The sequence below is a fragment of the Streptomyces sp. CB01635 genome, assembly GCF_002803065.1.
In the GTDB taxonomy this organism is placed as follows: Bacteria; Actinomycetota; Actinomycetes; order Streptomycetales; family Streptomycetaceae; genus Streptomyces.
In genome coordinates this window covers 657,173-681,333 of sequence record NZ_NNBL01000003.1, presented here as the reverse complement: position 1 = coordinate 681,333, position 24,161 = coordinate 657,173, and the positions used below count along the sequence as shown (strand labels likewise).

Annotated in this window: 18 protein-coding genes and 2 pseudogenes; 13 read left to right on the top strand and 7 right to left on the bottom strand. The window is 71.8% G+C overall.

Features of this window, described 5'->3' with window-relative positions:
- Positions 1 to 16: 16 nt before the first annotated feature.
- Together pdxA and CG723_RS11215 are read right to left on the bottom strand one after the other, a co-directional pair.
- Entirely contained in the window at positions 17 to 1,030 is a 1,014-nt protein-coding gene (gene pdxA / locus CG723_RS11220) for a 4-hydroxythreonine-4-phosphate dehydrogenase PdxA (protein ID WP_100593126.1), read from the bottom strand.
- 38 nt (positions 1,031 to 1,068) lie between these two features.
- On the bottom strand, positions 1,069 to 2,325 hold the full coding sequence (locus CG723_RS11215) for a four-carbon acid sugar kinase family protein (protein ID WP_100593125.1): 1,257 nt from the start codon (positions 2,323 to 2,325) through the stop codon (positions 1,069 to 1,071).
- Positions 2,326 to 2,640: 315 nt separating this feature from the next.
- Here CG723_RS11215 and CG723_RS46160 point away from each other — a divergent pair, with 315 nt between their 5' ends.
- The 12 genes and pseudogenes from CG723_RS46160 (at position 2,641) to CG723_RS11160 (ending at position 14,044) form a co-directional block, all read left to right on the top strand.
- The gene (locus CG723_RS46160; protein WP_159032429.1) at positions 2,641 to 2,784 is read left to right on the top strand and encodes a hypothetical protein; all 144 of its coding nucleotides are present in this window, start codon (positions 2,641 to 2,643) and stop codon (positions 2,782 to 2,784) included.
- Entirely contained in the window at positions 2,781 to 3,761 is a 981-nt protein-coding gene (locus CG723_RS11210) for an aldo/keto reductase (protein WP_100593124.1), read from the top strand. Before CG723_RS46160 ends, CG723_RS11210 begins: the two co-directional genes overlap by 4 nt.
- A gap of 33 nt (positions 3,762 to 3,794) precedes the next feature.
- A complete protein-coding gene (locus tag CG723_RS11205) occupies positions 3,795 to 4,580 on the top strand; it encodes an HpcH/HpaI aldolase family protein (RefSeq protein WP_100593123.1) in 786 nt (261 codons plus the stop codon).
- Positions 4,580 to 5,533: a phosphoglycerate dehydrogenase gene (locus tag CG723_RS11200; protein ID WP_100593122.1), complete on the top strand. Its 954-nt coding sequence runs from the start codon at positions 4,580 to 4,582 to the stop codon at positions 5,531 to 5,533. Before CG723_RS11205 ends, CG723_RS11200 begins: the two co-directional genes overlap by 1 nt.
- A 129-nt stretch (positions 5,534 to 5,662) precedes the next feature.
- Positions 5,663 to 7,090: an Nramp family divalent metal transporter gene (locus CG723_RS11195; RefSeq protein WP_100593121.1), complete on the top strand. Its 1,428-nt coding sequence runs from the start codon at positions 5,663 to 5,665 to the stop codon at positions 7,088 to 7,090.
- Between the two features lie 26 nt (positions 7,091 to 7,116).
- On the top strand, positions 7,117 to 7,542 hold the full coding sequence (locus CG723_RS11190; RefSeq protein ID WP_100593120.1) for a VOC family protein: 426 nt from the start codon (positions 7,117 to 7,119) through the stop codon (positions 7,540 to 7,542).
- Positions 7,543 to 7,619: 77 nt separating this feature from the next.
- Positions 7,620 to 9,266 carry a PucR family transcriptional regulator gene (locus CG723_RS11185; RefSeq protein WP_100593119.1) on the top strand — a complete coding sequence of 549 codons (1,647 nt, stop codon included), beginning with the start codon at positions 7,620 to 7,622 and terminating at the stop codon, positions 9,264 to 9,266.
- A gap of 295 nt (positions 9,267 to 9,561) precedes the next feature.
- Entirely contained in the window at positions 9,562 to 10,908 is a 1,347-nt protein-coding gene (locus CG723_RS11180) for a diaminopimelate decarboxylase (protein ID WP_100593813.1), read from the top strand.
- 278 nt (positions 10,909 to 11,186) lie between these two features.
- Complete coding sequence (locus CG723_RS11175) at positions 11,187 to 12,689, top strand: amino acid permease (protein WP_100593118.1); 1,503 nt, start codon at positions 11,187 to 11,189, stop codon at positions 12,687 to 12,689.
- A 38-nt stretch (positions 12,690 to 12,727) separates the two neighbouring features.
- Positions 12,728 to 12,964 (top strand): annotated as a pseudogene (locus CG723_RS47495) (methylmalonyl-CoA mutase); the annotation flags it as partial.
- Positions 12,912 to 13,219, top strand: a pseudogene (locus CG723_RS11165) (methylmalonyl Co-A mutase-associated GTPase MeaB); the annotation flags it as partial. The pseudogenes CG723_RS47495 and CG723_RS11165, both read left to right, overlap by 53 nt.
- A gap of 219 nt (positions 13,220 to 13,438) precedes the next feature.
- Positions 13,439 to 14,044 carry a GPP34 family phosphoprotein gene (locus CG723_RS11160; protein ID WP_100593117.1) on the top strand — a complete coding sequence of 202 codons (606 nt, stop codon included), beginning with the start codon at positions 13,439 to 13,441 and terminating at the stop codon, positions 14,042 to 14,044.
- Between the two features lie 139 nt (positions 14,045 to 14,183).
- Here CG723_RS11160 and CG723_RS11155 read toward each other — a convergent pair whose 3' ends face one another.
- Together CG723_RS11155 and CG723_RS11150 are read right to left on the bottom strand one after the other, a co-directional pair.
- A complete protein-coding gene (locus CG723_RS11155; RefSeq protein ID WP_100593116.1) occupies positions 14,184 to 17,573 on the bottom strand; it encodes a S8 family peptidase in 3,390 nt (1,129 codons plus the stop codon).
- Positions 17,574 to 17,796: 223 nt separating this feature from the next.
- Entirely contained in the window at positions 17,797 to 18,825 is a 1,029-nt protein-coding gene (locus tag CG723_RS11150) for a helix-turn-helix domain-containing protein (RefSeq protein ID WP_100593115.1), read from the bottom strand.
- 293 nt (positions 18,826 to 19,118) lie between these two features.
- Between CG723_RS11150 and CG723_RS11145 the strand changes: the two genes are divergently transcribed.
- The gene (locus CG723_RS11145) at positions 19,119 to 20,240 is read left to right on the top strand and encodes a PP2C family protein-serine/threonine phosphatase (RefSeq protein ID WP_100593114.1); all 1,122 of its coding nucleotides are present in this window, start codon (positions 19,119 to 19,121) and stop codon (positions 20,238 to 20,240) included.
- 113 nt (positions 20,241 to 20,353) lie between these two features.
- On the opposite strand, the gene CG723_RS11140 is transcribed toward CG723_RS11145, so the two are convergent.
- From CG723_RS11140 to CG723_RS11130, 3 genes are read right to left on the bottom strand one after another with little or no spacing between them, the layout of a single operon-like run.
- Positions 20,354 to 22,303, bottom strand: a complete 1,950-nt coding sequence (locus CG723_RS11140) for an acetoacetate--CoA ligase (protein WP_100593113.1) — start codon at positions 22,301 to 22,303, stop codon at positions 20,354 to 20,356.
- Positions 22,300 to 22,893 (bottom strand): RBBP9/YdeN family alpha/beta hydrolase, encoded by a 594-nt coding sequence (locus CG723_RS11135; RefSeq protein WP_100593112.1) that lies wholly within the window; start codon positions 22,891 to 22,893, stop codon positions 22,300 to 22,302. The genes CG723_RS11140 and CG723_RS11135 overlap by 4 nt, the downstream gene beginning before the upstream one ends.
- Positions 22,890 to 24,161: an MFS transporter gene (locus CG723_RS11130; RefSeq protein WP_100593111.1), complete on the bottom strand. Its 1,272-nt coding sequence runs from the start codon at positions 24,159 to 24,161 to the stop codon at positions 22,890 to 22,892. The genes CG723_RS11135 and CG723_RS11130 overlap by 4 nt, the downstream gene beginning before the upstream one ends.

Here is a 24,161-nt window from a genome sequence, read left to right as displayed (position 1 = left end):
TGCAGGGGACGGCGGTTCAGGCCGCCGGAGCGACCGGCGCCGTCGCCATCTCAGCCGCCTGGCGCAGCGCCTCGACCATGCTACCGGCCTCCGCCGCGCCCGTTCCGGCGATGTCGAACGCGGTGCCGTGGTCGACGGACGTGCGGATGACGGGCAGTCCCACGGTGAGATTGACACCCGCCTCGATGCCCAGGACCTTGACCGGGCCGTGGCCCTGGTCGTGGTACATCGCCACGATCAGGTCGTAGTCGCCACGCGCGGCGAGGAAGAAGGCGGTGTCGGCGGGGAGCGGGCCGCGGGCGTCGACGCCCTCGGCCCGGAGCTTCTCGAGGGCCGGGACGATCTTCTCGCCCTCCTCGCCGTACCCGAACAGGCCGTTCTCGCCCGCGTGCGGGTTGATGCCGCAGACTCCGATGACGGGGTTCGGGGTGCCGGCGCGCACCATGGCCTCGTGACCTCGGCGCACCGTGCGCTCGACGAGGCCCGGTTCGATGCGGTTGACGGCGTCGATCAGGCCGATGTGCGTGGTGACGTGGATGACCTTCACCTTCTCGGTGGAGAGCATCATCGAGACCTCCTCGGTCCCGGTCAGATGGGCGAGGAGTTCGGTGTGACCGGGGTAGATGTGGCCCGCGGCATACAGGGCCTCCTTGTTGAGGGGGGCGGTGCAGATGGCGTGCACGTCCCCTGCCACGGCGAGTTCGGCGGCACGCGCGATGTACGCGTACGCGGCGTCGCCCGCGATCGGCGACAGCTTGCCCCAGGGCAGGTCGGCGGGGAGCAGGCCGAGGTCGACGACATTGACGCGGCCCGGCGTGAACTCGGCGTCGCGCGGGTGGTCGACGGCGGCGATCTCGCAGCCCAGACCAAGAATGCGGGCGGCCTCGCGCAGCCGCTGCGCGTCGCCGATCACGACCGGACGGCAGCGGGTGAGGACGGCGTCGTCGAGCAGGGCCACGATGACGACCTCGGGGCCGACGCCGGCACCGTCACCCATGGTGACGGCGATGAGAGGGAGGGGGGTGCTCATACGGACAACTCCTTGACGGGAGGCGGGTGGTGAAGGGGTCAGGTGGCTGCCGGGGCGGCAGCCAGGCGGGGTCGTAGCGCGGCAGCGATGCGCAGCAGCGAGTCCTCGGCGCCGTAGCTGCCGGGGCGGGTGACGACGCGGCGGCCGTCAGGGGTGCGGGAGTGGACGGCGCCGTGGTGGATCTCGCCGAGCGGCTCCAACTCCCGTATTCCCAGGGCATCCAGGGTGGTGCGAGCGGTCTCGCCGCCGGTCAGGACGAGGTCGGGGCGGCCCGGGTACGCAGCGGCGAGTGCGCCCAGGGCGGCGCTGAGGGACCGCCCCGCGCCCGGGCGCAGTCCTGCCGAACTGTCGATGGACAGCACGGTCAGGGCAGGGGCGGCGGCGATGCGCGGCAGGCGGACGGCGCCCGCCGCCAAGTCGGCCGGATCCAGCGGCACATGGTGAGCGCCGAGCGCCGTGAGGTGCGCGATCTGCGCAACCGCGGCGGGCTCGGCGGTCCCGACGACGAAAAGCAGCGGGGTGCGGTCCTGGGCGGGGTCGGGCGGGTGGGTGACGGGAGCGGGACGCACCAGCGCGCGCCCGAGCGCGAGTGCCAGACCAGCGCTGCCCAGGAGCCGGAATCCGGGGCCGAGCCGCAGCGCCGCCGCGGCCACGGCATCCAGGTCGGCGTCTGTCTCGGCGTCCGGAGCGGGGTGCGCACCGGAGTCGGCGATCCGCCGGAACGCCACTTCCAGTACGGCGGGTTCGGACCGTACGACGTCGAGGGGAACCGTTCGGACCGGCAGGCCGGACAGCGCCTCGGGGAGCGAGCGGGGCGCGGCCGCGCGCTCCGCGCGCCAGCCGTCGGTGCAGTGCAGCGGAACACCGTTCACGTGCACCACGCCGCCGGTCACGGTGCGCCCGGCTGCGGGCAGCGCGGGGGCGATGACGACGGCCCCGGCCCCTTCGGCGTAGGCGGCTGCCTCCGCGGCGAGGTGGCCGCGCAGCTGTGAGTCGACCTTCTTGTACAGCAGCCGGGGCGGGCCGGCCTGCGCCGCGCGCAGCGCCGTCCGTACGGCGTACGCCGCCTCGGCGGTCGGCAGGTGCCGGGTGTCCAGGTCCACGACGAGGTCGTGCGCAGCAGGGCTCTCGGCCACGTCGGCGGCGGTGAGCGACAGACGGACGGGACCGCCGAGCGCACAGGCGGTCTCGGCCGCGCCGGACAGGTCGTCCGCGAGCGCGAGGACGTACCGCGGTACGGGCACAGACACGGACGGCGGGACGGACGGGCGTGGGGGCGGGGGCAGGGAAGCCACGGGATCGAACCTCCTTGGGCGCGCCCGGCGTTGGGCGGCCCGGTCCGGATCATGGCACAGATTGCGCGAACTGCGCGAGACCTCTTGCGTGATTCACGCAGTCGTGCGAGCGTTCCGGTGGCGCCGACGGCCCCCACCCGCAGACCGCGTCGCCCTCGTGGACGCGACGCGTACCGGCTCACACAGCACGGCGCACACCGGCTTGCACCGCACATCGCAGCACATCGCACCGCACATGGCCGCAGTGCAGCGCACCGCCGGGAACCACCGCGGCGACCGGTCGAAGCCGCGCAGCCGCACGCCACACCACCCGTGATGCGCACATCACGCACGAGATCGCGTACGAGCACGACCCGCACCACTTGCGCCACCCGCACCACCCGCACCACCCGCACCACCCGCACCACCCGCACCACCCGCACCACCCGCACCACCCGCACCGGAAGGAACCCGCCGTGACCGTCGGCCTTGAACTCCCGCACGTCCCTGTCCCGTTGTCCCCTCTCGTCCTCGGCACGATGACCTTCGGCGACACCGCGGACCGCTCGACGGCCGCCGCGATGCTGGACGCCGCGCTCGACGCCGGCATCACCGGCGTGGACACCGCCAACGGCTACGCGGGCGGCGAGAGTGAGCGCATCCTCGCCGAGCTGCTGCCCGGCCGACGCGACCGGGTGGTGCTCGCCACCAAGGCCGGCATCCCGCACCCCGACCAGGGCGACCACGCGCCGCTCTGTGCCGAGGGCCTGCGCACCGCGCTCGACGGAAGCCTCAAGCGCCTGGGCACCGACCACGTCGACCTCTTCTATCTGCACCAGCCCGACCGCAGGACACCGCTCGCCGAAACCCTGGCCACCGTCGCCGAGTTCGTACAGGCGGGCAAGGTCCTCGCCCTCGGCGTCTCCAACTTCGCGGCCTGGCAGATCGCCGAGCTCAGCCGCGTGGCCGACGAGGTCGGCGCCCCGCACCCGGTCGTCGCCCAGCAGCTGCACAACCTTCTCGCGCGCCGTATCGAGGAGGAGTACGTCGAGTACGCCGCCGTCACCGGCCTGCGCACGATGGTCTACAACCCGCTCGGCGGCGGCCTGCTCACAGGCCGCCACAGCTTCGAACAGGCCCCGGACGGCGGGCGCTTCGGCGACTCGAAGCTGGCCGCGATGTACCGCGAGCGGTACTGGAACGAGGATCTGTTCCGCGCCGTCGCCGACCTCACCCGCATCGCCACCGACGCGGGCCTGCCGCTCACCGAGCTGGCCCTGCGCTGGCTCCTTTCACGGCCCTCCACCGACGCGCTGCTGCTCGGCGGCTCCAAGATCGAGCACCTGAAGGCCAACATCGCCGCCGCGGCCGCCGGCCCGCTGCCCGCAGACGTCCTGGCCGCCTGCGACGAGGTCGGTGCCCGCCTGCGCGGCCCGATGCCCCCCTACAACCGCTGACCTCGCCCCCATCCTCGTAACGGAGACAACAACATGGCCACCGGCCGCAGTTCTGCCGAGTTCACCGCCGCCCTGCGCAATCGCGAACAGCTCATCGGCTACTGGTCGTTGCTCGACTCGCCGATCGCCGCCGAGCGCCTCGCCCGCGTCGGCTACGACTACCTGGCCTTCGACGCCCAGCACGGTCTCTTCGGCTACCAGGGCATGCTGAACAACCTCCTCGCCACCGACACCAAGGGCAGCACCGCCGTCGGCGTGGTGCGCGTCGAGGCCAACGACCTCACCTACATCGGCAAGGCCCTGGACGCGGGCGCGACCGCCGTCATCGTCCCGCTGATCGACACCGCGCAGGACGCCGCCGACGCCGTCTGTGCCGTTCGCTATCCGCCGCTGGGCCGCCGCTCGTTCGGCCCGATGCGCGCCCAGCTGCGCATCGGCCCGAACCCGGCCGACACGCACGAGCAGACCGCCGTCCTCGCGATGATCGAGACGGCCGACGGCCTGGCCAACGTCGAGGAGATCTGCGCGACCCCCGGCCTCGACGGCATCTACGTCGGCCCGTCCGACCTGCGCCTGGCCATCGGCGGCGCGTCCTCCACCGACCCGTCCGTGCAGGACGAGTTCGAGCAGGCCCTCACCCGCGTCCGCATAGCGGCCGAGACGGCGGGCATCGCGGCCGGCATCCACAACGCCGACGGCGCGAGCGCCGCCCGCCGTCTCGCCGAGGGTTTCACGTTCGCGACGGTCGCGGCCGACGTCGTACACCTGCAGCAGATCGCCACGTCCCACCTCCAGACGGCACGCGGCGAGGCGCGCTGATGCCGACCACCCTCGTCACGACGCCCACCTTCGCCCGGTACTCGGCGCGCCCCTGGCAGATCCTGGAGGAGGCCGGAGCCGGTCCCCTGCGCCCGTCCGAGGACGCGGCGCTGCCCGCCGCCGAACTCCTCAAGTACGCGGCTTGCGCCGACGCGTTGGTCGTCGGCATGGATCCGATCACCGCCGAGGTGATGGACGCCGCGCCGGGCCTCAAAGTGATCGCCAAGCACGGCGTCGGCGTCGACACCATCGACGTGGCCGCCGCCCGCGCGCGAGGGATTCCGGTCGTGTGCGCGCCGGGCAGCAACTCGCGTGCAGTGGCCGAGTACACCTTCGGCCTGCTGCTCTCCGCGACCCGCTCACTCGCCGCCTCGCACACCGCGGTGGAGGCCGGCGGCTGGCCGAAGCTCTTCGGCCCCGAACTGCACGGCAAGACGCTGGGCATCGTCGGTTTCGGCCGCATCGGCCGCCTTCTGGCCGGATACGCACGCGCTTTCGGGATGGAGCTGCTCGCCCACGACCCGTACGTCCAGGACTCCGACGTACGCGCGCACGGCGCCGAACCGGCCGCGCTCGAAGCCCTGTTGGCGCGCGCCGACGCCGTCAGCCTCCACACGCCGCCCGACCCGTCCGGCACACCGCTGCTCGACCGGGCACGCCTGGCGGCGATGAAGGAGGGCGCGGTCCTGGTCAACGCCGCGCGTGGCAGCCTCGTCGACGAGCGCGCGCTCGCCGACCTGCTCGGCTCCGGACACCTCGGGGCTGCGGCCCTCGACGCGTTCAGCACCGAGCCGCTGCCCGCCGACCACCCGCTGCGCGCGGCCCCGCGCACGCTCCTCACCTCGCACATGGCCGCCTGTACGCCCGAGGCCAACCAGGCCATGGGCGCGATGGTGGCCGAGGACGTCGTCCGCGTACTGGCGGGCAAGGAGCCGCAGCACCAGGCGAGTTGAGACACAGGGCAACCCCTCAGTTACCTGCACCCCCGCACTACGACACCTCGGCACCTCGGCACCTCGGCACTACCCCCGTCCCATTCCGGATTCCGGCGACGACGCCGGAGGATCCCCCAAGGACCTGACATGGCCACCTCGACCGATGGCGCCACGGCGGCGCCACCCTCCGCGCAGACCGACCCGTACGCACTGCGCGCCGAAGACGCCCGCCCGGCCCCCGAGACCTTCCGCGGCCGACTGCGCCGGCTCGGCCCCGGACTCGTGCTGTCCGCCGCCGTCGTCGGCTCCGGTGAACTGATCACCACGACCTCGCTCGGCGCAAAAGCCGGCTTCGCCCTGCTCTGGCTGGTGATCGTCTCCACCATGGTCAAGGTGTGGGTCCAGATGGAGCTGGCCCGCTGGACCATCCTCAACGGCCGCCCCGCGCTCGACGGCTTCCGTGACGTCGGCCCCCGGATCGGCCCGCTGAGCTGGATCAACTGGCTCTGGATCGGCATGGACTTCGCCAAGATGTTCCAGCGCGGCGGCATCATCGGCGGTACCGCGGCGGCCTGTTCCATCCTCCTGCCGATCCACGGCGGGTCCCTGAGCACGTCGTCGCTGACGATCTGGGCCCTCATCGTGACGGCCGCCGCCGTCCTCATCCTCCAGACGGGCAAGTACCACGTCGTGGAGCGGGTCGAGGTCATCGGCATCACACTCAAGACGGTCATCACCGTCGGCCTGGCACTCGCCCTGCCCCTCACCGCCTTCGGGTACGGCACCGAGCAGCTCGCCGACGGACTGAGCTTCCAGATCCCCGCGGGCACGGTCGGCATCGCGCTCGCCATGTTCGGCATCACCGGCGTCGGCGCCGACGAGATGACGACGTACACGTACTGGTGCCTGGAGAAGGGCTACGCCCGCTGGACCGGCCCCGACGACGGCACCGAACAGCGCGCCCGCCGGGCCGAGGGCTGGCTCAAGGTCATGCGGCTCGACGTGGGCGTCTCCTGGATCGTATGCACCCTCTGCACCCTGTCCTTCTACGTGATCGGCGCCTCGGTGCTCCACCCGCAGGGCCTGGTGCCCGAAGGCAACGACATGATCACCACGCTGTCGCACATCTACACCGACACCCTGGGCCCGTGGGCCGAGTACCTGTTCCTGGCCGGCGCGATCGCCGTCCTCTTCTCGGTCACCGTCGCCTCGTCGGCCAGCGTGCCGCGCCTGTGGACCAACACCCTCGGCCTGCTCGGCGTGGTGAACTGGCACGACCTGCGCTCGCGCACCCGCACGATCCGCATCCTCACCTGCTGCCTGCCCCCGGTGTGGATGTGCTTCTTCCTGTGGGTCCAGTCCCCCGTACTGATGGTGCAGATCGGTGGTATCGGCGGCGGCGTCTTCCTGCTCGCTGTCGTGGTCGCGGTCTGGCGCCTGCGATACACCGGCGTCCCGCCCCGCTTCCGCGCCAACCCCTGGCTGACCGCCGCCCTCGTCATGAGCAGCGCGGCGATCCTGTTCCTCGGGGTGTACGCGGTGCTCGACACGCTGGGGCTCACGCCCGGCAGCTGAATGCTGCGGCCGGGCACAGTGGAGGCATGAAATCGGACGACAGGAACATTCTGTCCCGGGGGCGCGTGGCGACCCGGCTGCCGGCCCAGGACCTGGACCGGGCACGGCGTTTCTACGCCGAGCAGCTCGGTCTCGAGCCCGTCGACGAACGGCCCGGTGGACTGCTGTACCGGTGCGGAGACACCGAGTTCGCCCTGTTCAAGTCGACGGGAGCCGCTCCTGGCACCTTCACCCAGATGGGGTGGCAGGTCGACGACGTCGAGACGATCGTGGCGGAACTCAGGCAACGCGGCGTGATGTTCGAAGAGGTCGACCTGCCCGGGTTGCGGACGAAGGACGGGATCGCCGAGATCGACGGAAACTACCCGAGCAAGGGCGCACGGGGAGAACGCGCTGCCTGGTTCCGTGACAGCGAGGGAAACCTGCTCGGCATCGGCGAACCGGTCGTCTGATCCGGACACACCCTGGTCCGGCTGACGCACGCGCGGCCGGGGGGCGGCCGCCGGCCGGCATCGGTGACACTTGGGGCATGCAGCTTCCCCCGCCCGGCCCTCCCCCTTCGCCCGATGCTGCCGCCGCACACGGCGGTGGTGCTCCCACGCTGGGGCAGGCCGTCGGTGTGGTCGGGCCCGACGTGGTGGAGGTGCTGCGGGCGCCGTGCGGGACGGACGTGCCGGTGAGCGGGGCCGGGGTGTTCGACGAGGGCGAGACGCTGCAGGCACGGGGGCGGATTCTCATCGCACCCGGCGTCGACACGTCCGCGCCGGGCGCCGCGGGCGTGCTGCGCGCGGCGGACCGCGCCGGGGCGGCGGCCGTGGTGCTGCGACGTGGCGCTCAGGGCATCTCGCCGTCTCTCGCCGAGGCGGCCGATGAGGTGTCCACCGCCCTGCTCTCCCGGGCGCCGTGGATCGAGTGGGGCGAGCTGATCGGGCTGCTGCGGGCGGCCATCGCCCGCACCGGAACGGCGGCGCCCGCCGAGGCGTCACCCGATGTGGCGCTCGGTGACCTGTCGGGGCTCGCCCTGGCGCTTGCCGCGCTGGTGGGCGGCGCGATCACCGTCGAGGACCCCGAGTCGAACGTGCTGGCGTACTCGCCGACCGCCGACACCGCCGACCCGCTGCGCAGGCTGACGATCCTGGGCCGCCGGGTGCCGAGCTGGCGGGTGACCGAACTCGCCGAGAGCGGGTTCCTCACCACGCTGTGGGCGAGCGGCGACGTGGTGCACCGGCCCGCGGACGCGCGGTTTCCCGAACGCCTCGCTGTCGCCGTGCGGGCCGGCGACGAGATCCTCGGATCGCTGTGGGCGGCCGCCGACGGTGAACCGCTGCCGCCCGGGGCCAGGGACGCGCTGCGGCAGGCGGCCGCCATCGCCGTACCGCATCTGCTGCACCACCGGCTGCGGTCCCGGTCCGCAGCCAGCCGTCGCCGGTACGCGGTGCGGGCCCTGTTCGAGGAGCGCCCGCCGGACGTGTCCGCGGCGGCGGTCGTCCTCGGGGTCGAGGCCGGACAGCCGTGCACCGTACTCACGGCGGCCGTCGCGGTGCCGATCGCACCGGACGTACTGGACCGGGCCTTCCACCTGGCCTCCCTGCGCGTCGCCGCGCATCACACCCCGGCCTTCGCGCACCGCGACGGCGACCGGCTCGACGTCCTGCTGGCCGGTACCGGGGCGGGGGACGGCGTGGACCAGCTGGCACGCGACCTGGCCGGCGTGCTGCGCGGCGCCGGGGCGCGGCCGCTGGTCGCGACAGGGCCCGCCGTCGGGGGGCTCGGCGACGCCGCCGCCTCCCGTGCGGGGGCCGCCCAGGTGTTGCGGGTACTGCGCGAGCGCGGCGGGCCCGAGACGGCCTGCGCCGAGGATGTCCGGTTCGCCATGGACGCGCTGAGGGTGACCGATGCGGTCGCCGAGCACGTGCCTTCGGCCGCGGACGCGGTGGCGGCACTGCTCGAGCACGACGAGCGGCACGGAACGGACCTGCCGCGCACCGTCGCCGCCCACCTGGTGTTCTTCGGCGACGCGGCAGCCACCGCCCGCTATGTCGGGGTTCACACCAATACGCTGCGGTACCGGCTGCGCCGGGCCGGGGAGCTGTGCGGCATCGACCTCACCGATCCCGACGTACGGCTCCTTGTGGAGCTGGGGCTGCGGCGGGCCGGGCTGATCCCGCTGCCGTGAATCGGTGTGGTGCGGCCGCACCACGTCGTCCCCCTCTCCGTCGTGCGGGCGCACCATGGAGAGGTGGACGGCGCCCGGCCTTTGTGCGCGGCCACGACGGGAGCGGCGCGGACTTCGTGCCGGCGCACGCAGACAGTGCGGGGCTCGGGGCTGCACAGTGAAATCGGGCGGAGCGCACGGGCGACAAGCCGGTGGCATGGCACCGCCCGCGGCCGCCGCAGTAGGCGGCCCGCCCGGCGATCCCCCGGGCACGTAGCCGGCAGTGCGCAGTGAGAAGGCAGGAACACCCATGACCATGGCCCCGGAATCCGTCGTCCGCAGGGAGGCGGCCGTGCGAGCTGCCGCCTCGCAGGGCCTGGTCGGCGCGCAGGCGTCGGTCCTCGGCCTGCTCGATGTGGACGGGATCCGTGGCGCCGCCCGCGAGCTGCGCGAGGCCTTCGCCTTCGACGGGGTCTCGGTGCAGCACACGTTCGCGGTGAAGGCCGCCTCGCTGGTGCCGGTCCTCGCGCTGCTGAACGAGGAGGGCATCGGCGCGGAGGTGGCCAGCGCCGGTGAGCTGGCACTGGCCCGCGCCGCGGGCGTCCCCGCCGAGCGGATCGTCTTCGACTCCCCGGCCAAGACGATGGACGAGCTGCGCGACGCTCTCGCCCACGGCATCGCGGTCAACGCCGACAACCCGCAGGAGCTGGACCGTGTCGACGCCGTCGTCGCCGATCTCGGGGTCGGCTGCGCACCCGTGGGCCTGCGGGTCAACCCGCAGGTCGGCAGCGGTTCGATCGGGGCGATGAGCACGGCGACGGCCACGTCCAAGTTCGGTGTGGCGCTGCGCGACGAGGGCGCGGAACAGTGGGTGCTCGACGCCTACCGGCTGCGGCCGTGGATGAGCCGGCTGCACACCCACACCGGCTCCCAGGGTGTCGCCCTGGAACTGATGGCCGAAGGGGTGCGGGCCGCGTACGAGCTGGCGGAGAAGATCAACGCGCAGGTCGGCCGGCAGCAGATCGACACCCTCGACATCGGCGGCGGCCTGCCGGTGAACTTCGCCTCGGACGAGGTGACCCCGACGTTCGCGCAGTACGCGCGGCTGCTGCGGGAGACCGTGCCCGGCCTGTTCGACGGGCGCTACACGCTCGTCACCGAGTTCGGCCGTTCGCTGCTGGCCAAGCAGGGGCTGATCGTGGCGCACGTCGAGTACACCAAGACCTCCGGCGGCCGGCGGATCGCCGTCACACACGCCGGCGCGCAGGTGGCCACCCGCACCGTGTTCGTGCCCGAGTCGTGGCCGCTGCGCGTGGGCGCGTACGACCCCGCCGGGCGGCCCAGGGCGACCGAGCCGCTGGTACAGGACGTCGCCGGGCCGTGCTGCTTCGCCGGGGACCTGGTCGCGCGGGAGCGGGAACTGCCCGAACTGGCGCCCGGTGATCTGGTCGCGCTGTACGACACCGGGGCCTACTACTTCTCAACCCATTTCCACTACAACAGCCTGCCGCGTCCCGCTGTGTACGGATATGTCGTGTCTGATGCGGGGGTTGTGAAGTTCGCTCCGGTCAGGCCCGCCCAGACGGTGGCCGAGGTGGTCGCGGAGTCCGGTGCGGCGCAGGCCGGTTCGCTTCTCGGGCTGACCGGCCGGCCCTCCTCGTAGGGCGCCTCCTCACCTGGGGAAAGTTGCCCCAGGAAACGGTTTAAGGTGGCTTGTCGCCGCGTGGTCATCCCGCGGCGCGCCACGGGGACGCTGCGTGCCTCGCGTGATCCGCACAGCATCACGCCAGGTCCACCGCTGTCCCGCTCTGCCGGCCCGCCGCACGGGGGGACGGGCCCTGTCCAACAGGTATGCCGCGCCGCTTGTCGGCGTTCGCTTTCGCGTGCGTGCGTACATGCGCGCGGGTGCGGTCGGTGTACCGCTATGCACGTCGGAGAAACATGGAGCACACAGCACAAGCCGAGCCGCAGGCCCGGCCGGCGCAGGCCCCTGCCGCTGCGACCGGGGGCGGCGCGACCGGCGCCATCCGCGAGGAGGGGTACACGGCCGGTCTGCGCAACCGCCAGGTCCAGATGATCGCGATCGGCGGCGCCATCGGCACCGGCCTCTTCCTCGGCGCCGGCGAGCGGCTGCACGCGGCGGGCCCGTCGCTGGTCGTCATCTTCGCGCTCACCGGCCTGTTCGCCTTCTTCATCTCGCGCGCCATGGGCGAGCTGGTGATGCACCGGCCGACGTCCGGTTCGTTCGTCTCGTACTCGCGTGAGTTCCTCGGCGAGAAGGCCGCGTACACGGCGGGCTGGGTCTACTTCCTGCACTGGGTGTGCAGCGGCATCGCGGAGATCACCGCGGTGGCGATGTATCTGCACTACTGGGCGGCGTTCCGGGACATTCCCCAGTGGACGCTGGCCCTGTTCGCGCTGCTCGTGGTGCTCGTCGCGAACCTCATCTCGGTGCGCTGGTTCGGCGAGTTCGAGTTCTGGTTCTCGATCATCAAGGTCGCCGCGATCCTTGCGTTCCTCGCCATCGGCTGCTGGCTGCTGGCCAGCCGGCACCCCGTCGACGGCCACAGCACGGGCCCGCAGCTGATCGCAGACAACGGCGGCATGCTGCCCAACGGCCTGCTCGCCGCCGTCGTGCTCATCCAGGGTGTGGTCTTCGCGTACGCCGCGATCGAGATGGTCGGCATCGCCGCCGGCGAGACCGCGAACCCGCGCAAGGTGATCCCGCGCGCCATCAACTCCGTGTCGTGGCGCATCGTGCTCTTCTACGTCGGCAGCGTGCTGCTGCTCGCCCTCCTGTTGCCGTGGAGCGCGTACAAGGCCGGCGAGTCGCCCTTCGTGACGCTGATGGGCAAGCTCGGCGTTCCCGGTATCAGCGGCATCATGAACTTCGTGATCCTCACGGCGGCTCTCTCCAGCTGCAACTCCGGTCTCTACTCGACCGGCCGCGTACTGCGCTCGATGGGCCTGGCCGGTTCGGCGCCCGCCTTCACCACGAAGATGAACAAGCGAGGCGTGCCGTTCGGCGGCGTACTGCTGACCGCGTGCTGCTACATCCTCGGCATCGTCCTCAACTACGTCGTGCCGGAGCGGGCGTTCTCCATCGTGCTGAACTTCTCCGCGATCACCATGATCGGCACCTGGGTGATGATCATGGTCTGCCAGATGGTGCTGCGCCGCAAGGCGCTGCGCGGCGAGTTGGAGCGCCCCGCGTTCCGGCTGCCCGGCGCGCCCTTCACTTCCTGGCTCACGCTCGCCTTCCTCGGCGTCGTCGTGGTGCTCATGTGCGTCGACGGCGGCGACGCCGCCTGGTCGGTGGCCTGTGTCCCGCTCATCGCCATCGGTCTGGTGATCGGCTGGTTCGCGGTACGCGGCCGGGTCGCCGAGCGGCAGGCGACCGGACATCGAGCGGTCGAACAGAACCCGGCCGAGCAGCAGGGCTGAACGACACGGGTGGTGGCACCGTGACATATGAGCAGTGACAGCACCTGGTCTCGGGTGTCCTGCGCAAGTCGGGAAAGGAAGTCTCGAGTTCCGCAGCGGAAGGCGCCCCGTCCACCGCGCTGGAGGACGGGCTCCGCGCCCGCCCTCTGTACACCGCGCGCGATGACGCCCTTGCCACCGGCCTGCCCGGCTTCGCGCCGTTCGTGCGCGGCGGACGCGCCGAGGGGAACCTTCTGGACACCGCCTGTGCTCAGTTGCAGCGCACGCGAGTCGACCGGCCTCGACACCGTCCGGGAAGGCTCGAACAGCACCGCGCCCTGTTCGACTGCACCGGGCGTCTCGCCGCCCGCCGGCGCGATCAGCAGCTCGACCGGACATGGGCCATGGTCCATGACGAGCTCCTCGGCAGGCTCCACACCGACCCGGCGGTCCGCTCCCTGACACCGGAGCTCGAACAGCAGGTCCGCGACGGACAGCTCACGGCCACGCCGGCCGCCGAGCGCATCCTCGACGCCTTCAGGAGCCGCTGAGCACGTCCCCGGCCCGGAACGGCACCGATGCGGGGTGTGGATCGGGAGCGATGTCTCCTCCGCTCAGATGACGATCTTCTGGCCCCCTCCATGCTGCGGATCGGATTCCCGGACGACATGGTCGTAAGTGGGCACTCATCGCCCGGAGCGCGGCGACAATCGACCGGGGAGCCGCCTGCGCTCCCGCCCCGCACTCGGCCGACTGACGTGGAGCCGCTCATGACCACCGCACGGGACCTCGCGATCGTTGCCCTGGCTGAGACACCCGACCACCCCGTGGAGCAGGGCGAGCTGTCGCTGGCCCTCGCGGGGGCCGAGGTGTTCGACCTCATCGAGGCCAAGGCGCTGATCGTGGACGGCGACCGCATCCTGCCCAGCGCCCAGGCGACCACCGGGGACCGCCTGCTGGACGAAGCCGCCGCCGCTCTCGTGCGGCAGGAGCCGTACGAGTCGGTCGAGGACTGGCTGTGGCGCCGGGGGCGCGGGCTGTCCTCGGCCTACGTCGACGAGCTGGAGCGGGAGGGGCTGACGGCCCGGCCGCGGGGCCATCGGAATCCACTGCGGAGCGGGCGGACGGAGCCGGTCGACTCGGCGGAGCGGGGCCGGACCGAGGAGCGCTGGGCTGCGGGCGAACCCGTACTCGTCGCCCTGGCGGCCGCCGCCGGAATCCGGGACGAGCCGGCCGGTGACGCCCCCGAGCTCGCCGGGGACCCGGTCGCGGCGGTGCTGGCCGCCGTCGGGAACGCCGTTCAGGAGCTGCAGGCCGTACGCCAGCGGAGGGCGATCGAGGACGCGGCGTTCGACAACGTCTGGCGCGGCTACTGAGATCTGTCCATGTCCATGTCCATGGGCGAAGAAGGGCGCCTGACAGGCATCTACCTGTCAGGCGCCCTTCTCGGCGCGCCCCGCGGCTATCCGTACGGATCACACGAGCAGTACGGCTGTCCGGCGGGAGGCCGCGGGGTCAGCGAACGTCGTAGGCGCGGGTGATGCTCTGGGTGACCGCGTTGCCGTTGGCGTCGGTGAACTCGGCCTTCGTCATGACCTGCTTGCCGGTGGCACCGGTGTGGTCGAGGACGGCCGTCCACTTGCCGTCCCTCTTCTGGGTCGGCGCCTGGATCCAGGTGGTGCCGCCGTCGTAGGAGTAGGAGAGCGAGGCCTTTGTGATCGCGCCCGGGGTGTACCCGGCGTGTCCCTCGACCGACAGACCGACCTTGATGCCGCTCTTCGCGGGAAGGGTGTTCATGCCGTCCACCGGCAGGTCGTACACCGGGGAGAGGATCGGCAGGCCGCGCGAGTAGACGTCCGGCTCCCGGTGGGAGCGGAAGCTCCACGTGGTGGTGACAGCGGTGGAGCGCAGCCAGTTCCGGTCCGCGGAAAAGATCTTCTCCAGCTTCTGGGTGAGCTCGTACGCGGAGTCCTCGTCCGGCACCTGGAACACGCCGTACGGATCATAACTGCCGCCGATCCGCTCACCGTTGCGCTTCAGCTCCAGGTTGCCCAGGTCGCCGAACGACCCGCCGTAGGACCAGTGGTCGCCCGATCCGTCCACCCAGAGTGCGTTCTGGAAGCCCATCAGGTCGCCCTGCCGCTCGGCGGCCAGCATCAGCTTGCCGTCGGCGTCGCGCGCCGCGCCAGGACGCAGGGCGCCGCCGTACCACTTCTCGGCACGCCGCTCCCCCGCCCGGTAGCTGCGCTCCTGGTCGCCCATGAACGCGGCGAACGGGAAGCTGGTCATCGCACCGTGGTACCAGGCGTCGTCGCCGGTCGTGTAGTAGGCGGTGCGGGTACCGGGCACGTGGAACGTGGCGAACGCGCTCACCGGGAGGTATGAGCCGCTGCTCCCGGCGGGGCGTATGAACAACGCGTCGAGGTAGTCGGCCTCCTTGCCCATGGCGTGCCACGTTTCGGCGACCTGGGCCAGCTTGGCGTCCTTGGGCCGGTGGACCTGGTCGGAGTGCAGCGGACCCCGGGTCGGGAACGACAGGTTGTACACGTACGGCGAGCCGTCCTCGGAGCCGGAGGCGCGCCAGGTGGGCCGGAACTCGAAGGTGCCGTTCCCGGCACGTCCGTCGATGTCCGCGTAGAACTTCTGGACCGTGCTGTCGGCCACGAGCGCCCCGGATATCTCCCAGGTGTCGTCCCACGTGCGGGTGTAGCTGAGCGTCGTGTTGGTCACCGTCGAGGGACGGTCCGTGTGCACGCTCACCTGGTGGGCCTTGCGGGCGTCGAGGACGACGGTGGTGTCACGGGTGATCCGCAGCTGCGGGTTCGCAAGGTAGCTCGCCGACTCGAGCGCGTTGTCCGCGCCGTACGTCGTCACGAAGCTGCTGAGGGAGTAGTCGCCCGGGCGCACGCTGTACGTCTGGTCGGTCGCACCGCTGTTGTTGCGGCGCTCGCCCCTGTCGGTGTCGAGGCTGACGAGGTCCAGGGAGGAGGAACCGGTGGCCGGCTTGCCGTCACGGTCGATGACCTTCACCCGGAGCGCGACCGTCTGCGGCTGGACGTAGAGCGTGACGGGCACGGAGACATGCACATCGCCGCCGGTGGCGAGGATCCGGCCGGTGATCGCACCGTACTGGGCGTCCGTCAGACGGGCGGTGGGATCGATCCGTAGTGGCACCTGAGCGGTGGCGCCCGCGGGGACCTTCACCTTGCCCTCAGCCGGCCTGACGATGCCGGAGCGGACCTCGCTGCCGTCGTTGCCGTGCACACCGCTGACCTTCAGGCTCAGGGTGAGGTCCCTCTGGCCGGTGTTGGTGAAGGGCACCTGCACGGTGGTGCGGTCCGAGGCGTCCTGCGGCCAGTTGAAGCTGCCGGCCTGGACGGCGGGCGCGGAGAGCACCTTCTGGTTCACCGCGCCGAACACGTCGAGGACGCCACCGCCGGTCTGGTCGGCGCCGGCGACCTTGCCCGCGGTGCGGGCGGAGGAGATCAGGGCGGCCTTGATCTGCTGCGCGGTCCAGTCCGGGTGGGCCTGACGGACGACGGCCGCGGCGCCCGCGACATGCGGGGTGGCCATGGAGGTGCCGGACATCGTGCGGTAGGCGTAGACGCCGCGGCCGCCCGCGCTGGCCGCCGAGATGTCGACGCCGGGGGCGGCGATCTCGGGCTTGAGGGTGCGGGTGACGGCCACGGGACCGCGGCTGGAGAACGGCGCGGTGGTGTCGTCCCGGTCGACGGCACCGACGGTCAGCACGCCGGGCACGCAGCCCGGCGAGGAGACGGTCTCGGTGACCGGCCCGGCGTTGCCGGCGGCGACGACGAACAGGGTGTGAGTGTTCTGCGAGAGCTGCTGCGTGGCCTGGGCCATCGGGTCTGCGCAGTCGCCGATCGTGGGGTTGCCCAGGCTCATGGAGACGACGTCGGCCTTCTGGTCTACGGCCCACTGCATACCGGCGATGATCCAGGAGTCCTGACCGTAGCCCTGGTCGTTGAGGACCTTCCCGATGAGCAGGGAGGTACCCGGGGCGACGCCCTTCTTGCGGCCCTCACTGGCCGCTCCGGACCCGCCGACCGTGGAGGCGGTGTGGGTGCCGTGGCCCACCTTGTCGTCGGTGGTCTTGGAGTCCGTGAAGTTCTTGGACGCGGATACCCGGCTCGCCAGGTCCGGGTGCTCGGCGTCCGCTCCGGTGTCCAGCACGGCGACCTTGGTGCCCTTGCCGTCGTAGCCGGCTGCCCAGGCCTCCGGCGCGTGCACCTGCGCGGTGGAACGGTCCAGCGTGGCCTCGGCCTTGCCGTCCAGCCACAGCTTCTTCAGCGGGGAGGCAGCACGCGAGCGGGTGTCGGTGATGTCCCGCCAGAACGTGGCGGCGGTGTCCTTGCCCGCCTTGAGCGCGACGCCGCCCACCGCCGGGAGGCTCAGGCCCCGCTCGGAACCCCGAGGGGCCGCCGGCGCGCTCTTCGCGACGTCCACACTGTTCCGGTAGGTGGCGATGAGCGGCAGCGTGTCGGTGTGCGCGTCGTCGTATCCCTGGCGGATGAGCCCGGTGACGTTGAACAGTTGCTCGTCGACCGTGCCCTCGGCGATCGCCGCGGAGGCGTCTTCGGGGTAGACGTAGAGGTCCTTGCCCGTCCGGTACGTCTGCACCATCGGCTGCGTGCCGTCCTCGCGGGGCAGCACGGCCGCGGAGCTGTGGCCCGACCTGTCGGTGGTCACCACCACCTTGTCGCCGGTGACGAGCGTGACCGTCGTCTGCTTGCCGCCCGTCGCCCCGGCCCCGCTGCCGATGACGGGTCTCTTCCCCGAGGCGCCGTCAGGCGGCGTATCCGCCGCCCCGGAAGGCGCGACCGCCGTGACGGCCAGGGCGGCGGCGGTAGCCGCGCCCATGGCTATACGCGTTATGGAGCGCATGGATCTCCCCACTCGAAACCGTGAACATGCCGTGCTGCCGCTGCAGCCTGGCAGACATCCGGAACGTGGAGTGATGCCGCGCGTGACGGGTTTCCCGCATGTCGGTTTTCCGACACGCGGTCCCGTCCAGAGGTTCCTCAGCACCGTGGAAACCCGGGCCGCACGCCGCAGCCTCGGCCGGTTCGAGGTCGTCGAGGAGGGGCTCTCAGGGCCGGTCAGGACGTCAGAGCCAGCCCGCGCGTGCCGCGTGCCACCCCAGTTGCAGGCGCGAGTCAGCGCCCGCGAGGTCCATGAGACGGCGCGTCCGCCGCTCCACGGTGCGTATGGAGAGGCCGAGTTGAGAGGCCGCACGCCGGTCGGAGACCCCTGCCAGCAGGAGGGCGAGGACCTCCAGTTCCCCCTCGGTCGGCTGCTGGTCGGTGGTCGGCTGCGCGCGTACCCCCGTGGTGGTGGCGTACAGAGGCCGGGCCCCGGCCCATTCCCTCTCGAAGAGTTGGACCAGGGCGGTCAGCAGACCGCTGCGGTGCACCACGATGGCGCTCGGCTCACCGCCGGAGTCCGTCATGTCGAGGGGCACCATGGCACGCTCCCGGTCCGACACGACCATCTTCAGCGGCACCGAGTCGGCGAGGCGCATCTCGACGCCCGCGGCGATGCCGGCCTTCACGTCCCGCGCCACGTCGGGACCGTCGAGATAGTCCTTGGCAGCCACGACACGGAAATCGACTCCGCGGTCCAGGGCGGAACTCTCCGACAGGTCGGCGTCGTCGCGCGGCACCGCGGTGGGAGCGCCGACGAGGAAGACGAGCAGCTCCCGCTGGGCGCCGCGCTGCAGTTGGTGGAACCGGTGTGCCACCTGTTCCACGCCGACGACCACCTCCACGACACTGCCCGCGGGGTGCGCGGCGGTACTGCGGTACTGCTCGGTCAGCATCGAGAACGCCGTCTCGGCCCGGTGCAGTGCGTTGCGCTGCTCGACGAGTATCGGGGCCAGGGCCACTGAGGGCGGTGTGAGCCGGTAGCGGGCGGGCCGGCTGCCTGCGTCGCGGTCGGACGGGCCGGACACGCCGCTCCTGGCCTCGGTGGCGACCGCGGCCAGACCACGTGTCGTCAGGTCGAGCAGGATGCGGGTGGTCTCGGCCTCGTCAAGTCCCGTCTGCCGGACAAGGTCCTGCGCGGAGGCGGTCGGGCGGGCCAGCAGTGCGGTGTAGACGGCCTCTTCGGTCGGGCCCAGCCCCAATGACTGCAGCATCCAGCTCCCCCTCGGACGGCCACCGTGTCCGGCCTCGGCGCGGCTCGGGCGGATTCTTCGCGGCGGCACATTACCCCACTCTCAGGAAGTCGCCTTTCCCAGAACCTGTTGTGGACGCGCTTGAATCGCCCGGACCGAGGGTGTGCCTCGCACGGCCCGCCCACCCGGATCCCGGGTCCTGGATCGCTGGTCACGCCGTTCACCGCACGGGGGCATCGTCCGGCGGGGCGCGGCTCACCCACGTCCGGGCCTGCCTAACGTACGGGGAGTACACCACCTGCCCGGGAGGTTCCGTGCCGCAAAACCATCCGAAGCGTTTCGCGCGCCCCGTCGAGAGCATCGAACCTCCGCGCAACGTCGAGGTGGTGATCGGCGTTGCGTTGGTAACCCTCTTGGTGCTGGTCCTCGGTGCCCTGTCCGATTCCCCGGTGTGGCTTCTCGGGCTCCTTGTTTTCCTGCCGGCGGCGGCGTCCGCGCTGTGCACCGTGCGCCAGACGAAGTTCGTGGCCGCGTGGATCGCGCTCGTGGTCGTCGTCATCGTGCTGCTCCGGCACGGCGACGGGCGGTCGTGGCTCGACAGGAGCCTCATGATGCTGCTCACCCTCGCCCTGGGCGCGGCCTCCGTCTACGCCTGCCACCGTCGTATCCGCCGCGAGGACGAGATGCTGCGGCTGCGCTCCACCGCTGCGGCGATGCAGCGTCACATCCTGCGCCCGCTGCCTCTGCTCACCGACGACGTCCTGGTCGACGGCGCGTACGAGCCCGTCCAGGAGGACCGGCTGGTCGGCGGCGACATCTACGACGTCGTCGAGTCTCCCTGGGGAACCCGGGTTCTGATCGGCGATGTCCAGGGCAAGGGCCTGCCCGCGGTCGGTGCCGCGTTCGCGGTCATCGGCGCATTCCGGGAGGCGGCCCACCGGGAGCCGACCCTGACCGCGCTCGTCGACGCCCTCGATGCCTCTGTCGTACGGCACAACTCCTACGCCGCACGGACCGGCGACGACGAACGGTTCGTCACCGCGCTCATCCTCAACGTCGACGCGCACGACGAGGTACAAGTCATCAACTGCGGACACATCGCACCCCACTTGCTGCACAACGCCACCATCAGCACGCCGGCCCTCGACTCCGGCGTTCCCCTCGGTCTCGCCGAACTCGCCACCGAACCGGTGACCGTCGACTGGTTCGCCTTCCCGGCCGGGGCGACACTGCTGCTGACCACCGACGGGCTCACCGAGACCCGCGGCGCCGACGGCACGTTCTACCCCGTCACCGAACGCCTCTCCGAGCGGGTGTCCCTCTCCCCCACCGACCTGCCACACGCCCTCTACGACGACGCGAGCGCGTTCGCCGGGGAGCGAGGTCAGCACGACGACGTCGCGATCCTGTGCGTCCGGCGGTCGCCTTTCCGTTGAGTACGTGGCGCAGGCATCACGCGATCGCACGTCACGCCCGCCGGGAGTTCTCCGTACGGGGCGAAGTCGCCTGACCAGGTTGTGCCCGTCAGGCGCCTCACTGCCGTACGTCCTCAGGGCTGTCCCAGGCCGGCCGCGAATTCCGCGAACCAGGCGAGCATGTCGGGCCGGGTCACAGCCCCTTCCGCGCTGACCTCGCTGACGCGGGTGCCCTGGAGGATGCGCTTGACGGGGACCTCCAGCTTCTTGCCCGTGAGGGTGCGGGGCACGGCCTCGATGGGGACGACGTCGTCGGGGACGTGCCGGGGTGACAGGCTGTGCCTGATCGCGCCGACGATCTCGGCACGCAGGGCGTCGTCGAACCGCTCGCCGTCCGCGGGCACGACGAACAGCGGCATGTAGTAGCGGCCGTCAGCCAGTTCGGCGCCGATGACGAGGCTGTCCGCGATCCGCGGAAGCCGTTCGACGACGGCGTAGAGGTCGGCGGACCCCATGCGCACGCCCATGCGGTTGAGCGTGGAGTCGGAGCGGCCGGCCACGACGACGGACAGGTCGGGGTTCATGGTGACCCAGTCGCCGTGCCGCCACACGCCGGGGTAGACGTCGAAGTAGCTGCTCCTGTAGCGCTCGTGGTCGGGGTCGTCGACGAAGCGGAGCGGCATCGACGGCAGAGGCGCCGTAACCACGAGTTCGCCCTGCTCTCCCACGAGCGGCCGCCCCGTGGCGTCCCAGGAGGCGAGGGCGACACCCAGCGAGGGGCCGGAGATCCGGCCCGTGCGCACCGGCAGCAGCGGGGAGTCGCCGGCGAGCACCGAGCAGATGTCGGTGCCGCCGCAGATCGACTGGAGTCGGGCCTTCGGGGCGAGCCGGTCGTGTACCCAGCGCCAGGTGCTGTCGGGCATCGCCGAGCCGGTCTGCAGGACGGTCCGCAGGGCTCCGAGGTCCGTGGCGGCGGCCGGGTGGGCGCCCGCCTTCTCCGCGGCGATCAGGTAGGCGGCGCCGACGCCGACCGTCGTGGCGCGGGTGCGTTCGGCGATCCGCCAGAGGCCGTCGACGTCGGGGTGGGTGGGGCTGCCGTCGTAGAGGACGAGCGTGCTGCCGTGCAGGAGGCCGCCGACCATGAAGTTCCACACCATCCAGCTGGTGGAGGTGTGGAAGAGGTAGCGGTCGTCGGCGCGCAGGTCCACGCCGAGCCCGAGTGCCTTGAGCAGTTCGACGACGATGCCGCCGTGGCCGTGAACGATTCCCTTCGGGACGCCGGTGGTGCCCGAAGACCAGAGGATCCACAAGGGATGGTCGAACGCGACGTCGGCGTACGTGAGTTGGGCTTCGCGGTCGGCCAGGTCGGACCAGGTGTGCTGTGTCACGTCCGGCCGCCGTGACGATGCCGGTCCACCGGCGGACGCGTGCAGGCGGTCGACGGCGACGAGGTGGCGGACCGTCGGCAGGCCGTCCAGGATCTCGGCGATGTGCGGGCGCCGGTCGTACTCCTTGCCGCCGTGGGCGTAGCCGTCCGCGGCGACCAGGACCGTCGGCCGGGCCTGGCGCAGCCGCGCGAGGACACTGGGCGTGCCGAATTCCGGAGAGCAGACCGTCCAGGTCGCGCCGACGGCGGCGGTGGCCAGGAGGGCGACCACGGCCTGCGGGATGTTCGGCAGGTACCCGGCGACGCAGTCACCGGGGCCGACGCCCATCTCGCGCAGGGCCGCGGCCGTGCCCGCCACTTCCTGGGTGAGCCGGTCCCAGGAGATCTCCACGGCGTCGCCGGTCTCGGACACGGCGATGAGCGCGGGGCGTTCGTCGGTGGCACGGGCGAGGCACTGCTGCGCGAAGTTGAGGCGTGCTCCGGTGAACCAGGTCGCACCGGGCATCCTCGCGTCGGCGAGCACCTCGTCGTAGTCGCTGACCGTGTCGAGGCCGTAGAACTCCCACACGGCCGACCAGAAGCCGAGCAGGTCGTCGGTGCTCCACCGCCACAGCTCGGCGTAGTCGGTGAACGACAGTCCGCGCTCCTGCGCCAACCAGCCCAGGAATTCGGTGACGTTGGAGTTCCGGGCGCTCATGCCGACGCCTTCGGCTTCGAAGTCGTACGGCAGCCGAAGGCCTGGAGGAATTCCAGGGCGCGGGGCCACTCGCCGTACCCGGAGGCGGGGTTGAGGTGTCCCACCGGGCCGAGGTCCACCAGACGGCTGCCCCACGCGTCGGCCAGTGCGGCGACCCGGTCGAAGCGGGCCAGGGGGTCGTTCGTGCTCGCCGCGACGACGCTGGGGAACGGCAGTGTGGCGCTCGGCGTCGGGAGCCAGCCGTTCTCACGCAGGGCCTGCGGTCCGGGGTAGCCGTCCGGCAGCGGGGATTCGAAGTCGGGCGGCGTCGCGAGGAGGGCGCCATGCACCGGGTGGGTGTGCCGGGCCGCCCAGTGGACGGTGGTGAGCACGCCGGCGCTGTGCGCGACGAGCACGACCGGTCCCTCGATGCCCGACACCACCTCGTTGAGAGCGGTGACCTGCGCGTCGCAGCTCAGCCTGAGGTCCGTCAGGGGCGGCACGGTCACCGAACCGGGGAGGCGGGCGGCGAGGGCCGTCTGCCAGTGGTCGGGGACGTGGTCGCGCAGGCCGGGCACGAGCACGACCGTGGGCGCGGGAACGGGGTTCATAGGGAGATCTCCGTCTTTTCGAGGGCCGGGGCCGGGGCCGATGCCGAGACAAGGCCCTTGTCGTAGTGGCGTCTGCCGAGGGCGAAGGCCAGACTCGCCACGATGGCGATGAGCGGGACGAGGCGGAGTGCGCCGTCCAGACCCAGGCGGTCGGCGAGCATGCCGGTCACCGCGGGGCCCGGCGCGAGGCCCAGCAGACTGTTGGCGAGGGTGAGCGTGGCCATGGCCGTCGCCGCGACGGCGGCCGGGGTCAGGCTCGCCACCATGGCGGCGGCGGGTCCCGCTGTTGCGTTGCACAGCAGCGTCCCGGCGCCGATGACGAGGAGTTGCGGTACGCCGGACGGGAGTTGGAACCCGCCGGCGAGCAGGACCAGCGAGCCGGCGCTGCACACGATGGCGACCGTCCACTTGAGGTGGGGGTTCCTCCGGCCCAGCCGGTCGCTGACGATGCCGCCGCCTATCATGCCGATCCCGGTGATCAGCGCGAAGCCTCCGGCGGCGAGTCCGGCCTTGGCGGGCGGCAGGCCGTAGTAGCGGTCGAGGAAGCTGGGCATCCAGGCCATCAGCGCCATCGCGATGAACATCTGCAGGCCGCTGCCGACATAGGCGCACAGCACGGACACCGACGAGAACAGCCGGGGCAGCAACGTCCGTACCTGGCCTCCCGTACCCGGTGCGTGGCCGGTGCCGCGGTCGGCCGGCGCCAGTCTCCGCTCGGTCACGACGACGGCGTAGACCGCGGCCAGGACCAGCCCGAACAGTCCCATGACGGCGAACGTCCAGCGCCAGCCCAGGTGTTGGGCCACCACACCGCCGATCGACACACCGAGTACGGAGCCGAAGGCGCCGCCCGCGATGAAGGCGCCCGACAGCGTGGCCCGCAGACCCACCGGGAAGACGCTCAGCACCACCGCGATGCCCACACTCCCGTACGCCGCCTCGCCGACGCCCACCATGAAGCGGCCGAAGAACATCTCGCCGTAGCTCGCGGAGACGGCGCAACCCAGGGTGGCCACGCTCCACACCACCGCCGCGAGGACCAGGCTCCTGACCCGGCCCCAGCGGTCCGCGAGCAGCGACAGCGGAAAGGTCAGCAGGCCGACCATGAGGGCGACGATGCCGCTCAGCGACCCCAACTGGGTGTCGGAGAGCAGCCATTCGGCCTTCAGGAGCGGGAACACCGCGTTCAGTACCTGCCGCGACATGTAGTCGGACAGCAACAGCCCAAAACTGAGGGCGAACACCAGCCACGCGTAGCGACGGGTCAT

Bases quoted from the DNA above. Each gene is read 5' to 3' on its own strand.
- pdxA (WP_100593126.1), bottom strand. From the start codon at position 1,030: ATGAGCACCCCCCTCCCTCTCATCGCCGTCACCATGGGTGACGGTGCC.
- CG723_RS46160 (WP_159032429.1), top strand. From the start codon at position 2,641: ATGCGCACATCACGCACGAGATCGCGTACGAGCACGACCCGCACCACT.
- CG723_RS11205 (WP_100593123.1), top strand. From the start codon at position 3,795: ATGGCCACCGGCCGCAGTTCTGCCGAGTTCACCGCCGCCCTGCGCAAT.
- CG723_RS11200 (WP_100593122.1), top strand. From the start codon at position 4,580: ATGCCGACCACCCTCGTCACGACGCCCACCTTCGCCCGGTACTCGGCG.
- CG723_RS11195 (WP_100593121.1), top strand. From the start codon at position 5,663: ATGGCCACCTCGACCGATGGCGCCACGGCGGCGCCACCCTCCGCGCAG.
- CG723_RS11190 (WP_100593120.1), top strand. From the start codon at position 7,117: ATGAAATCGGACGACAGGAACATTCTGTCCCGGGGGCGCGTGGCGACC.
- CG723_RS11185 (WP_100593119.1), top strand. From the start codon at position 7,620: ATGCAGCTTCCCCCGCCCGGCCCTCCCCCTTCGCCCGATGCTGCCGCC.
- CG723_RS11180 (WP_100593813.1), top strand. From the start codon at position 9,562: ATGGCCCCGGAATCCGTCGTCCGCAGGGAGGCGGCCGTGCGAGCTGCC.
- CG723_RS11175 (WP_100593118.1), top strand. From the start codon at position 11,187: ATGGAGCACACAGCACAAGCCGAGCCGCAGGCCCGGCCGGCGCAGGCC.
- CG723_RS11160 (WP_100593117.1), top strand. From the start codon at position 13,439: ATGACCACCGCACGGGACCTCGCGATCGTTGCCCTGGCTGAGACACCC.
- CG723_RS11155 (WP_100593116.1), bottom strand. From the start codon at position 17,573: ATGCGCTCCATAACGCGTATAGCCATGGGCGCGGCTACCGCCGCCGCC.
- CG723_RS11150 (WP_100593115.1), bottom strand. From the start codon at position 18,825: ATGCTGCAGTCATTGGGGCTGGGCCCGACCGAAGAGGCCGTCTACACC.
- CG723_RS11140 (WP_100593113.1), bottom strand. From the start codon at position 22,303: ATGAGCGCCCGGAACTCCAACGTCACCGAATTCCTGGGCTGGTTGGCG.
- CG723_RS11135 (WP_100593112.1), bottom strand. From the start codon at position 22,893: ATGAACCCCGTTCCCGCGCCCACGGTCGTGCTCGTGCCCGGCCTGCGC.
- CG723_RS11130 (WP_100593111.1), bottom strand. From the start codon at position 24,161: ATGACCCGTCGCTACGCGTGGCTGGTGTTCGCCCTCAGTTTTGGGCTG.